The sequence below is a fragment of the Nitrosomonas sp. genome (genome assembly GCF_020852615.1).
Lineage (GTDB): Bacteria > Pseudomonadota > Gammaproteobacteria > Burkholderiales > Nitrosomonadaceae > Nitrosomonas.
The window spans coordinates 1-12,871 of sequence record NZ_JADZAJ010000027.1; the positions used below are offsets into that span (position 1 = coordinate 1).

At 55.4% G+C, this 12,871-nt stretch carries 8 protein-coding genes and 1 pseudogene; 4 read left to right on the forward strand and 5 right to left on the reverse strand.

Annotated elements, in window-relative coordinates:
* Both IT527_RS06600 and IT527_RS06605 read right to left on the reverse strand, forming a co-directional pair.
* Positions 1-1,927, reverse strand: a pseudogene (locus IT527_RS06600) (hypothetical protein); the annotation flags it as partial.
* 10 nt (positions 1,928-1,937) lie between these two features.
* Positions 1,938-4,448 (reverse strand): peptidase domain-containing ABC transporter, encoded by a 2,511-nt coding sequence (locus IT527_RS06605; RefSeq protein WP_292967739.1) that lies wholly within the window; start codon positions 4,446-4,448, stop codon positions 1,938-1,940.
* A 300-nt stretch (positions 4,449-4,748) separates the two neighbouring features.
* Here IT527_RS06605 and IT527_RS06610 point away from each other — a divergent pair, with 300 nt between their 5' ends.
* Together IT527_RS06610 and IT527_RS06615 are read left to right on the forward strand one after the other, a co-directional pair.
* Positions 4,749-5,324 (forward strand): hypothetical protein, encoded by a 576-nt coding sequence (locus IT527_RS06610; protein ID WP_292967740.1) that lies wholly within the window; start codon positions 4,749-4,751, stop codon positions 5,322-5,324.
* Positions 5,325-5,422: 98 nt separating this feature from the next.
* Positions 5,423-6,472: a Fic family protein gene (locus tag IT527_RS06615; RefSeq protein WP_292967741.1), complete on the forward strand. Its 1,050-nt coding sequence runs from the start codon at positions 5,423-5,425 to the stop codon at positions 6,470-6,472.
* 344 nt (positions 6,473-6,816) lie between these two features.
* Here the strand turns inward: IT527_RS06615 and IT527_RS06620 are convergent, their stop codons facing one another.
* Genes IT527_RS06620 through IT527_RS06630 form a run of 3 tightly spaced genes read right to left on the reverse strand, consistent with a single transcriptional unit; the run spans position 6,817 to position 9,364 of the window.
* The gene (locus IT527_RS06620) at positions 6,817-7,653 is read right to left on the reverse strand and encodes an SDR family oxidoreductase (protein WP_292967742.1); all 837 of its coding nucleotides are present in this window, start codon (positions 7,651-7,653) and stop codon (positions 6,817-6,819) included.
* On the reverse strand, positions 7,650-8,651 hold the full coding sequence (locus IT527_RS06625) for a Gfo/Idh/MocA family oxidoreductase (protein WP_292967743.1): 1,002 nt from the start codon (positions 8,649-8,651) through the stop codon (positions 7,650-7,652). Before IT527_RS06625 ends, IT527_RS06620 begins: the two co-directional genes overlap by 4 nt.
* Positions 8,648-9,364, reverse strand: a complete 717-nt coding sequence (locus tag IT527_RS06630; protein ID WP_292967744.1) for an acylneuraminate cytidylyltransferase family protein — start codon at positions 9,362-9,364, stop codon at positions 8,648-8,650. The genes IT527_RS06625 and IT527_RS06630 overlap by 4 nt, the downstream gene beginning before the upstream one ends.
* A 426-nt stretch (positions 9,365-9,790) precedes the next feature.
* Here IT527_RS06630 and IT527_RS06635 point away from each other — a divergent pair, with 426 nt between their 5' ends.
* A complete protein-coding gene (locus IT527_RS06635; protein WP_292967745.1) occupies positions 9,791-12,040 on the forward strand; it encodes an N-acetylneuraminate synthase family protein in 2,250 nt (749 codons plus the stop codon).
* 221 nt (positions 12,041-12,261) lie between these two features.
* On the forward strand, positions 12,262-12,871 hold a 610-nt coding region (locus IT527_RS06640; protein WP_363278098.1), incomplete at its 3' end, for a surface carbohydrate biosynthesis protein.

Genomic DNA, 12,871 nt, shown 5'->3' on the forward strand with positions numbered 1-12,871 from the left:
ACCCTCCATGCCACATCGTTCGCACACTCGTCGCCGCCCCACTGGCACTGACTTTTGTGGTCTCCGGTAAGGGTACGCATCTTGAATTCGTTAAGCAGCGCCGTAATGTCTGCGTCTGCGGCAGGGTTTCGATGAGACTATCGAAGTCGGCCAGGCCCTGCCAGTTGGTGCTGGAGAGGAAACTATTGGCGTAACGGTCCAGGTCGAGGAAGTCGGCCAGATAGTTCTCTGGATCGGCGGCTTTCTTAGCCGCGAGCGTCTGGTTCAACGTTGTGGCATCGAGCCGCAGGCCGCTGTCGTCGATGACGAGTTCAATCTGGTTGAGATAGGGCTTGAGGCGCGTCTGCATCACCAGGCTGGCGTAAACGCTTTCTTTCAGGCTGTCGTAGGCCTGCTGCAGCAGGTCAAGCTGGGGCTGCGAGAAGTTCACGCGCAAGGTGGGGTAAGCCTCGATGGCCATCGCCGTACCGCCGCTGCTTCCGCCACCGCCCGAGCCCGCCGAAATGGCCAAACCCCAGTTCGCGCTGTCGGTCTGGCTTTTCTTCTCCGGCAAGTTGAAGAAGTACTGGCCGTTGAAGGCTTCGAGCACGTGCAGCTTGCGGCTCCACTCGCTGATCAGGTTGCGGTAGTGCTCGGAGAGATACATCCCGCCGAAGTCAGTCATCAGCGCAGCGCCGCCACCACTGCCGCCCACGGTGCCGGAGGAAACTGTTGCGAAGGCCGCGGTGTCGATGCTGCTTGAGCGCCGTTCATTGCCAAAGGCTTCGTACTGGATGCGGTATTTGCCTGCGGCACGTTCTTCCAGGCTCTTGGCCATGCCGGAGGTGTCGGCCCAGGCGGTGATCAACTGGTCGAGCAAGGCCTTTTGTTCGGCGCGGGTGGTGGCGGACTGAAACTGGGCCAACACACCGGCCACGCTGCCGGACTGGGCGGCGGCCTGTTGCAGTTCGCGCACATTGCCCGCACCGCCCATGGTGGGCAGAGTCTTGAGGGCTTCGGGGACTTCGACCGGTTCGGCGAACTTGGTGTCGAAGGTGCTGGTGGCCAAGCGGAATTCGCCCATGGCGGCAGTCGTGCCATCGGCGCGGGTGAAACTGCCTTCGCGGCTCAAGACGTTGCCATTGACCAAGCCCTGGTTCTTGAGGGTATTGGCGAGGTTCAGCGAGACGATGCCAGCGTCCGCCAGCGAGATCAGTTCGCCCGTACCGGTCTGGCCGTCTTGCGAAGCGTCGCGCCAGAGCTTGAGTTCGGCAAAGGCAGGGTCGGAGGCATCAATGATGCCGTCGCCATTGCTATCCAGCGCAGCGAGTGCGGCAAAACCGTTGGGGGCGAGTGTGCCGTTGGGCAGCGCGGTGAAGTCGCCGAAGAGCTCCGCGCCGGTGTCAATGCTGCCATTGGCGTTGCGGTCCCAGACCAAGAGGGCGTCGTTCTTGCCGGCCCAGCCGGTCTTGGTGAGCACACCGTCGCCGTCGTGGTCGAAGTAGACGTTGCTGGCAAGGCCGACCGTTTCGAGGCCGTTGCCGTCGAGGTCGAGAATGATGGGGTCGCGGGGCCAGGTCCATTTCTTTGCCTGGTCAAACTCATTTGGGTGCAACAGGTCGTACAGTTTGCTTCCAAGATTTTGCTTATTTACCCAATCGATGATGGCCCCGGCTGTTAGTCCGCTCGTTGCTCCTGCAGCCCAAGACAGCGCTTCCCATTTCCATATTTGCCCGGAGACTGCGAGGCCCAGCCTAAGCGCGGACATCGAAGTGCGAACAGTCGCTGTTACCGCTGTAGTAATGGCCAGTTCGGCTGCAAGCTGGCTTGCTGCGGCGGCAGTTTCTGCGGCGCCATTAGCTTCGACCAGCTTTTGGAGTTCCTCATGAACACCATTCAGTCCTTCCACTCCCTCGGTTATTTGCACAAGTTTTTGCAGAATACTCATCGCGATTTCCTCAGAAATTAAGAATTAGAAAAATCCCCAAGCAAGCTAGTGCACGCATCCAGGCAGAAAATCTTCCTGAGGAAAGCGGCAACTGTCGAAGCATCGTGATCACCAAAAACGACAGCAGCGGGGTAAAAGCCAGTAGAACGAGCGATTTCCCAAAGTCGGCTCTCTCCCTGATTGGCACAAATTGTGTACCTGCCAATACGTCAATCAGCACAAGCAAAGATACGATGGAGACAAAGGCCCATACCTGTCCATCTAACTCTTTGATAAAAGCTCTCATGTATGCCGAGACAGGCATTCGCTCATCAATCCTCATACATCCTCCTTTACCAAACTCATGTGCATGGCATGCTGCCCCATTATTCACCACCTCATCCACCTGTAAGCCCTTGGGCACCTGATGTGTGATGAAGATCATCGTCACCTTGCCCTTGAGTCGGTTGATGGTCTGGGCGAAATGCTCGGCAGTCTGCTGATCCAGATTGGAAATCGCCTCGTCGAAGATCAACACCTTGGGGCGCTTGAGCAGTGCGCGGGCAATCGCAATGCGCTGGCGCTGCCCGCCCGATAGCCCTGTGCCGCGCTCGCCGATTTCGGTTTGGTAGCCCTGCGGCAGCTTCTCGATCACCTCGTGGATTTCCGCCGCTTTGCAGGCTGCGATCACGTCCTCGAAGCTCGCGTGCGGGTGGGCCATAACCAGGTTGTCGTACACCGTGCCGGAGAACAGCACCGTCTCCTGCGGCACCACGCCGAAGGTGGCGCGCAGTTCGTTGGCGGCCAGTTGGCGGATGTCGCGCCCGTCCAGGGTGATCTGCCCTTCCTGCGGCCAGTAGAAGCCCTGTATTAGCTTGGCCAGCGTGCTCTTGCCGCAGCCGCTGGGGCCCATCAACACGGTGAGCTTGCCGGTGGGGATGGCCAGACTCAGGTTGCGGTAGAGCCAGGGGTGCTGCTCGGAATAGCGGAAACCCACGTCGCGGATGTCGATCCGGCCTTCACCGCCGGCGGCGCGCTGCGGCGTGAGCGTAAAGGGCTCCTGCGGCATATCCAGAATGTCGCCCAGCCGCTTGACGGAAATGCTGGCTTGCTGGAATTCCTGCCACAGCCCGACCAGGCGCAACAGGGGCTGGCTCATCCGGCTGGCGAACATCTGAAAGGCTACCAGCATGCCCACGGTCATACCCGCTTCGGGCTGCATCACCAGCCAGGCGCCAACGATGAGGATGGAGAGTGTCATTACCTGCTCCAGCCCATTGGCCACGACGTTGTAGGTGTTGCCGACCTGCTTGGTGGCAAAACCTGCCGAGAGGTACTGGGCCAGATAGGTGCCGTAACGCTTGCCGACGTCCGGCTCCAGTTGCAGGGATTTCACCGTGGCCATGCCCGCCAGGTACTCGGTAAGGAAGGCTTGATTTCTCGCGCCGAGCAGGAACTGCTTGTCCAGCCGTTCGCGGAAGACTGGCACCATGAACAGGCTGGCTGTGACGATCAGCGCCATGATGCCCAGTGCAATAAGAGTGAGCTTCCAGCTATAGGAAAACATCACCGCCAAGAAGATCAGCAGGAAAGGCAGGTCGAGCACGAGGCTCACCGCCGCGCCGGAGATGAATTCGCGCAACTGCTCCACACCGTGCAGGCGTGCGACCAGCGTGCCGGTAGGGCGCGCTTCGAAGTACGGCAAGGGCAGGTGCAACAGGTGCTTCAGCACCTTCTCACCCAGCACGGCATCGATTCGGCTACCAGTGTGCAGTACCAAGTATTGGCGCAACCAACTCATGCCGCTGGTAAAGAGCATGAACACCACCAGCGCCACGCCCAGCACGATGAGCGTGCTTTCGGAATGGTGGGCGATGACCTTGTCGATGATCACCTGGGTGAACAGGGGCGTGGCCAGCCCCACGAGCTGGATGGCGAGGCTGGCGAACAGTACGTCGCGCCAGATGCGCTTGTGGCGCAGTAACTCGGGCACGAACCAGGAGAAGCCGAAGGGCCTTTTCTGGGATTCGGGTGATTCGGCGCGGCTGACGGATTCAGATACCGGCGGATCGGCCTGGGCCACCAGTAGCAGAACCGGCGCGGCCTGGGCGCGGGCGGCATCGAGCGCCACGGTTTCCGGTGCGGACTGGCCGGGCTTGACCCAAGCCAGGGTATCGTCGCCGTGCTGGACGATGAATGCCGGGGTGAGTGTGGGGCGGGATGGCGGCTGGGGTGAAGTGGCGCTTGCCGCTTCGACAGCGAACCCGTGGGTGGTTTCAGGAGCCGGGGCGGCCAGCAGCGCCACGGCGGGTAACGGCAACGCCGACAGCCCCGCTTCGGGCCAGTGCGCCAGCCCAGCCTTGAGACCGAGTGCGTCCAGGGCCTCGATCAGCGTGGGCAGATCGATCGGCGGCGGAAAACGTTTGATCACCAGCTCGGCATCAAACGGCTGGCGATAGAAACCGGCCAGGCTCGCCAGGAGCCACAGCGCGGCTGGTGTATCTACGTGTTCTTCCAGATCGGCAACAGTGTCCTGATGCACTCCCTGCATGCTTTGTTCTTCTTCGTCATTGGTTATTTATGGCAAACGGACTATAAAATTGTAATGGGGGGGGTCTGTCAATAGCAATGTGGCATTTTGTCGCAGGATTTTTTCGATGGCGTTGCATTCTGGCGACAGTGGTGTGCACCCATGCATGCGAGCAACCACTCAATCTGAGGTTGAGCCCTTTCATCCGCTGGCATAAAATTCTGCGCAGGCACCCGCCCGAGTTGTGAGCGACTCAAAAAAAGTCTTCCCGCTGCACCCTGAAGTTTTCATCCGACCATTGGAATTCCCACTGTGCTGGAAGCCAGCCTTGGGTATGGCAGTCTGGCGGCCATCCAGACATCCACCGAAGAAGCACCCGGTATTGCTGGGGCAGATTTCGTCATCCTGGACGTGGCGGGCCTGTCCGCCCGGGCAGCATCCTTCGGCTATGGTGCGGCGTCAGATCAAATCACCGATGCGATTGCCACCGCCATCAAGAATGATCCTGAGCCGCCAGCCGTTTTCCTGACCCCACTCGACTTCATCGAAGATGTCGCAGGCCGGTTTGCCAATGACACGGTGATGGATCACGATGCCGTATCCGACGCGGCCGCCAATACCAACGCCTACTTCGAAGAGGCCTACCTCGAGGCGACTGAGCCCGAAGAGGCGCTGAAGGATTGCCGCGAGTTTTGGGAGATCCCGGTCGAAGGCAATGTCGGCATGGATCAAGACCCCGACAAGCCTTTCAGCGGGGGCAGCATCCTGGTCAAAGGCGTTGTACGGGCCTGGAAGGCAGGACGGGTCTGCCTCATGAACGACATGGAGCTCGACATTGGCGCGGGTGTCGACGACAGCTATTACGAGCTTGACGAAGCTGATGTGTAACGCGTTCAATTCAGCGCAAACCAAAAACGCACCCATTTACACCCATTCAAAGGCCCGCCAGCTTTAAAATGGGTGTTAATGGGTGTAGTATTGGTTGCATGCTACGTTCAGACGCACTCCAGATCACCCCCGAGATCCTGAGCCTGATTGCCCGGATCGACGAATTCAAAGGCGCATGGCGGGCCTTGGGAACGCTCGCGCCCGAGCGTCTTTCAGCGCTGCGGCGGGTCGCGACCATCGAAAGCATCGGATCAAGCACCCGTATCGAGGGCAGCAAGCTGACTGATCGAGAGGTGGAGCGTCTGCTCTCCAACCTGGCCATTCAGTCCTTCGAAACCCGCGACGAGCAGGAGGTAGCCGGTTACGCCGAGTTGATGGATCTGGTGTTCAGCTCGTGGCAGGACATCCCGTTCAACGAGAACCACATCAAGCAACTGCACCAGATCCTGCTGCGCCACAGCGAAAAGGATGCGCGCCACCGGGGGCAGTACAAAACCAATTCGAACAGCGTCGCTGCCTTCGATGAAAACGGAACACAGATCGGGATCGTCTTCGAGACCACCACGCCGTTTGATACGCCACGATTGATGGCCGAATTGGCGTCCTGGGTGAATGATGAGCGGGACAAGGGGTATCTGCACCCCTTGTTGATCATTGCGATCTTCGTGGTGGTGTTTCTGGAAATCCACCCCTTCCAAGATGGTAATGGGCGTTTGAGCCGGGTACTGACGACACTGCTGCTGATCCAGGCCGGTTACGCCTATGTGCCGTACAGCTCGCTGGAGAGTGTGATCGAGCTGAACAAGGAAGCCTATTACCTGGCCCTGCGCCAGACACAGGGCACCATCCGCACGGAGGCTCCCAACTGGCAGCCATGGCTGGTGTTCTTCTTGCGCTCGCTGGCCGAGCAGGTTCGACGTCTGGAAAAGAAGGTCGAGCGCGAAAAAATCGTGCTGGCCGCGCTGCCCGAACTGTCTCTGCAGATCGTGGAATTCGCCCGCGAGCACGGGCGCGTCACGATGATGGATGCCATCAAACTGACCGGAGCGAGCCGCAACACCTTGAAACAGCACTTCCGCGACCTGACCGAGCGCAACCATCTGGAGCAGCACGGCAGCGGACGCGGTGTGTGGTACGGGTTGAAGTGACTCTTGTTCTCTTCAGCGCGCTCCTGCGGGTTCGGCGTGGAACGGACAAACGCCCGAAACAATCCGCTTTAGCCCGAGGGATTACGCAGGGGTTTGGGAGATGAGTTCGGGATCGGTGGTATACTGCACCACCAAAATTTAGCGCCCAACTGTTCTCGGTTGGGCGTTTTCATTTGTGCTTCCCGCATGACACGCGGGGCTCCCGGTCATTCTGTGTGCGGCCAAGGCCTATCGCCTGGCGGGAACCCCCTACGAAAAGTAGCGATCAGTGTTACGCAGGCTTTGGGTTATTGTGGAGAATCCGGGGTAGTTCGGTAATGATGGCAGAGGATGACAGAAAGTATTTACAGTGCTGTCCATCCGCCGTCGATGACCAGGTTTGCGCCCGTCATATAACTGGATGCATCTGAAAGCAGAAAGAGGATTGCGCCACGGTACTCATCTTTTTCTGACATACGCCCCAGGATGGTTCGTGACGAATAGTTACCGGTGAATTCGGGGTCATGTTTGTTCCAGACGCCACTGGGGGTAAGCAAATTGGTACGAATGGATGTATTCATGTAATAGGCAGCCAGAAATTTTGTGAGCCCCAGCAATCCTGCCTTACATACCGAATACACCGCTGGTTTATACGTCTGCGCCTCCTGCCCGGCTTTTTTGTAGATGCGCTGATCCGGTCCTACGAGACCGTAATTGGATCCGAGAAAAATGATAGATCCCTTGCCGGATTTCTCCATTATTCTGCAGGTGGCCTGAGCAAGCTGGAATGCGCCTGTCAGATTGACATCCAGAGAAGTCTGCCAAAGCGCCAGGGGAAATTCAGTAAATTTTGAGAATCGGGATGTATCAGAACCCTGTTCGAATTTCGGGTCGATCGCGGCACTGTGAACCACCCCGTCAATCCGGCCAAACTGGTTTTCACATGATTGTGCGATGGATTGGCATGAATCCGCACAGGTGACATCCAGCACCTGTACCAGAACGCGCGCCCCCGGGCAGGAAGCAATTATTTCATTTTTCAATGATTCCAGTCTGTTGCTATCCAGATCACCCAGTACCAGATCTGCACCGGCTGAAGCAGCGGCAAAAGCGAATTCCGTACCGAGAAGGCCGGTTGCACCACTGATGAGAACGGCGCGCCCGGTCAGGTCAAAAGGAGTGCCTTTATAAGGTTGGTTCATAATTTGATCTGCCGTCCGGTTTGAAGAGATTTTCTGGCTGCAAGTGCTGTATTCAGTACATTAATACCCTCCTGCAAAGTGACTCGCGGCGCTGATGCACCGGGAATACCTTCGATGAACTCTTTCATCATGCCCAGAAAAAGTTCATTCCGATCCCAGGAAGGTGCCAGAGTGACTTCCTCCAGGAGATATCCATTTTGTTTCAGCGTAGTGAGGCGCGATGGATAATCCCAGTCGACAACGGCTTTCTCAGCAACAATATTCATATGCCGAACCGGTGGTTTGCGCCAGTAATCCATGCGAAGCTGAACACAGATCCCCTGCTCCGTTTCGAATGAGATGAGCGCCGTGTCTTCTGCCGTCACTTCCAGCGAAGTTCGATGCCCTCCGATGGCAAAGACACTCCTGGGTTTGCCGAAAAGCCAGTGCAGATAATCCAGCTCATGGATCAGTGTAAGTATGACGCCTCCTCCCTGATCAGCCCGTGCCGCATAACTTTGCCGGTAATCTTCCCACGGATGCCAGTCAGGCAGATATTCGCCCAGATCGACCTGTACGGAATAGATTTTTCCCAGTCTGCCCTGCTGTATCCATTCTTCGATCTTCCGTAATCCCGGATGCATCCTGAGCTGGCAACCAACCAGCACGCGAGGCCCGCGCGGATCAACACAGCGCATCAGCTCGGACAGATGCCGCTTTTCATGTGCGACAGGTTTTTCCACATAGACATGGCATCCGGCCCTGAGCGCCCTGGTAAGGGTTTTCAGGTGTAATGAAGTCGGGTTGGCCACCACCACCAGGTCAAAATTTTGCTTGAGTGCCTGATCAAGATTCTGAAATAGCGCTACATTTTTCGGAACGATCTGTGCAGGAGGCGGCAGATTGCGGGTGCGTACTGCGCCCAGTTCCCGAACTCCGAGTGCATGCAGATTATTAAGATGTCTGACTCCGATGGAGCCAAGCCCTACCACCAAAGCTTTCAAAGCCGAAGTGCTCACAGGATGATTCCCCGTTTTTCCATCAGAAATTCGGCCAGCTGAAATGAAAATTCATCGTCGATATCAATCGAATCTCTGCTCTCGATCTGTAATGGCAGTATGCGGGTCCCTGTGAGGGATTTTTTTTCCAGAATTGTGCGGGTGCGTATCAGATCCAGATAACCCACCTGCCAGTAGACTTCTGGTAAACGCTGCCTTGGCTCGTTAAAGGGCTCCGGAATACCGGGAATATTCAGCAGAGCCCGCATAAAACCATTGTCATCAATAGTCCACATCTTGTAAGGATTTTGTGCCGGTCTGGTCACGCCACGAACAGAATCGGCATCCGGATATTTTTTCAGAAGCTCGGCTGCTTCCTCTATTTTTTCAATCCTGCGTGCAGGGGAGGTGGGTCTAAACTGGAAAATGGCATCGGGAAGAGGGATATGGTTTTGCTCCAGCCAGTCCAGAAAATGCAGGAATACCGGCAGATCGCGCGTATCATCCTGTGCCAGATCGGCCGGCCTCAGAAAGGGTACTTCTGCACCGGCATTTCTCGCCACTTCCGCGATCTTCTCCGAATCAGTGCTGACAAACGTTCTCTGAACGGAAGGGGATTTGAGCGAAATTTCAATTGAATGGGTAATCAGCGGCTTGCCGCATAACAGCCGGATATTTTTATGCGGTACACCTTTGGACCCTCCCCGCGCGGGGATGAGTGAATAGATCAGCATGGGACAGAGTGTGTCAAATCGATAAATCAGACAGAATATTTGAACAGGGCCAGGTTCTGGTGATACTGAAAGTCGGTATTTGCAAACCGGCTACCCGTTTTCCCAACTGGAAAATAGTGAAACGTGACAGGTAAAACCGTGGCGGGTAATTCTACTGTTTAAGCGTGCCTGGTGTACATAAACCGTGAAAAATGTTTACAGTCCGGCCTTTTTGTTTAAAGGGGAATTACTGTAGCCGGGATCAGGGCAGAAAATCCGCCGGGGTGATAAAACAGTGGTATAAGGCATAGCTATTCGTTCCATAAGCGGTATCACCGGAATCTCAAGCAATGTGGCATATTCAGAGTCAAAGAAAGATGAATTTTTATATTCCGTTCTGTCATACAAAGCCGGCAGTCACTTCCTCCGTCAAACAGGATTTGCAGCATGCGTATTGAAAAAAAGATCAAGGATCATCTGGTTTTTTCCGGGGACAGTATTCTGGATGCCCTGAAACGTATCAATGACAACCAGTCACGGATCGTTTTTGTCGTGCAGGATAACGGAGTATTGATCGGGGCGGTCAGTGATGGTGATGTACGGCGCTGGATGACCCAGGCAACTGAATTTGATCTGAATCTGCCGGTTGATCATGTAATGAACCGTAATTTTATCGCCCGGCCCGTTGCCGAATCACAAAATCAGATTGCAGATTATTTTGATCATAAATGCGACATCATTCCGCTGACCGATGAACAGGGGCGCTTTGTTGCCCTGGCAAGAAAATCAGCTACCGGGCTTCAGATCGGAGATTTCCTGATCGCTGACCAGACCCCTGCATTTGTCATCGCCGAGGTTGGTAACAACCACAATGGTGACATTGGCCTTGCGAAAGAACTGGTAAATCTGGCAGTAGAGGCAGGAGCGGATTGTGTCAAATTCCAGATGCGGGACCTCTCCTCCCTGTATTCCAATCAGGGCAGGAATGCGGAAGCGGGCTATGACCTGGGATCACAATACACCCTGGATCTGCTCAATAAGTTCCAGCTGAGCCATGACGAGCTCTGCCAGGTATTCGACTACTGCAGGCAGCAAGGTATTCTGCCACTGTGCACTCCCTGGGATCTGGTGAGTGTTCGTGTACTGGACGAATACGGATTGGAAGCTTTTAAAGTGGCTTCGGCCGATTTTACCAACTATGAAATGCTGGAAACACTGGCTAAAACAGGCAAGCCGCTGATCTGCTCCACGGGAATGAGTTCAGAAGCGGAAATCAGGGGTTCAGTAAGCCTGTTGCGCCGGCTGGGGGCGCCCTTTGCCCTGCTGCACTGCAATTCGACCTATCCTGCCCCTTTCAAGGATGTCAATCTCAACTATCTGCCGCACCTGAAACAGCTGGCAGGCACCGTGGTCGGTTATTCCGGTCACGAACGCGGGTTTGCGGTACCCCTGGCTGCCGTTGCCCTCGGTGCCCGTATTGTGGAAAAGCACTTTACCGTCAACCGTAACATGGAAGGCAACGACCATAAAGTCAGTCTGTTGCCGGAAGAATTTGCGGAAATGGTGCGACAGATTCGCAATATAGAAGAAGCCATGGGACAAGGGGGTGAACGGGCGCTATCCCAGGGAGAAATGATCAATCGTGAAAACCTGGCAAAAAGTCTGGTAATCAATTGTGATCTGCTGCAAGGACAGCTCATCAGGCGCAGCATGATCACAGTAAAAAGCCCCGGACAGGGCCTGCAGCCCAATCGCATCGATGAACTGGTGGGCAAGGTGGCACTGCGTGATTTCAGGGCCGGGGATTTTTTCTTTGAAACGGACATCACCCCGCAATCAGCCAAAAAACAGCACTACACCTTTTCCCGTCCATACGGAATTCCGGCGCGCTATCACGATTATCAGGCCCTGATCGAGGGAATGAAGATCGACTTCGTCGAATTTCATCTGAGCTATCACGATCTGGATGTCAAACTGTCCGACTATTTCTGTGATCCGCTGCCAATCGGCTACGCTGTGCACAGTCCGGAATTGTTCGCTGGGGATCATATTCTTGATCTGGCAAGCGATGATGCGGATTACCGGGCACATTCCATTGCCGAACTGAAACGCACGGTAACTGTAGCAGCCAGGTTACGCCCGTATTTCCCGGCGACACCGAAGCCGGTACTGGTACTCAATGCCGGAGGCTGGACACCGCAAAATTTCCTGCCGGTTGAAGCACGTGCGGAACTGTATGACAGAGTGGCCAAAGCGCTGGATGAAATTGATTTGAGTGCTGTTCAGCTGGCTATTCAGACCATGCCGCCTTTTCCCTGGCACTTTGGGGGGCAGAGCCACCATAACCTGTTTGTCGATCCGGATGAAATTGCGATTTTCTGTGAAAAAACCGGTCACCATATTTGCCTCGATGTTTCGCACTCCATGATGGCCTGCAACTATTACCAGTGGGATTTCAGTGCGTTTCTCAGAAAAGTGCTGCCTCATACCGTTCATCTGCATATAGTGGATGCCAGAGGGGTGGATGGTGAAGGGGTACAGATTGGCCATGGTGACGTGGATTTTATTCTGCTGCGCGATCAGTTGAACCGGTACGCTTCCGGGGTGCAGTTCATACCCGAGATCTGGCAAGGCCACAAAAATAAAGGAGAAGGGTTCTGGTCTGCACTGGCATTTCTGGAGAAAACAGGCCTCTAGGGAAAACTGCCAGGGAAGCCCGTCAGGAAAAGCCACCAGAAAAAAACAGCCTTCGGGAAAATTCAGAAAAATCAGTCTTCAGGCGGATTCCAGGCAGTCCAAGCCGGGTAATAATCGTTCCCTTTAGCGCCTGAATATTTAATAATGGTGTGCATTCCAGGTAAATCATCTGCTGGTTCCCCCGGGCTTTTTACTGTCAACCTATTCCGATCTGACCGAACATGGCTGCTACTTCTGCTTCAACCCTTATCATTCCCGTCGAAAACCAGGTGCGCGAGCTGGATGCAAAGCTCCTGCTGGCTTGCGTAGCCGCCGAACGCGGGTTCCCGGTGATCATCGGCTCGCGTGCTTTCGTTCATTTTGAAATTGCATCACTGCCACGCGGCATCTATCTGGCAAAAAGTATGCGCAGCCTGAGCAGTTCCATGTTCAGGATCATTCGTATGCTTGGGCACGAAATCGTTGCCTGGGAGGAGGAAGCGCTGGTTCATCCGCCGGCCGACACCTATTACACATTGCGACTGTCTCCCGACACGATCAGGAATGTTTCTCATGTTTTTGCCTGGGGACAGGAAAATGTTGATTTGCTCCAGCACTATCCGCAGTTTCCGGAAAATCTGCCTGTCCATCTGACCGGAAACCCGCGTGGAGATATCCTGCGGCCGGAAATGCGCGCCTACTTTGCAGCGGAAGTAGAACATCTGCGCAACCTGTACGGTGACTTCATTCTGATCAATACCAATTTCACCGATGTCAATCCTTTCATCCCCAATATCGGTCTGTTCATTCCGGCAAAGGATGGAGATAAAAAATCCCGGCGCGGACAGGCCG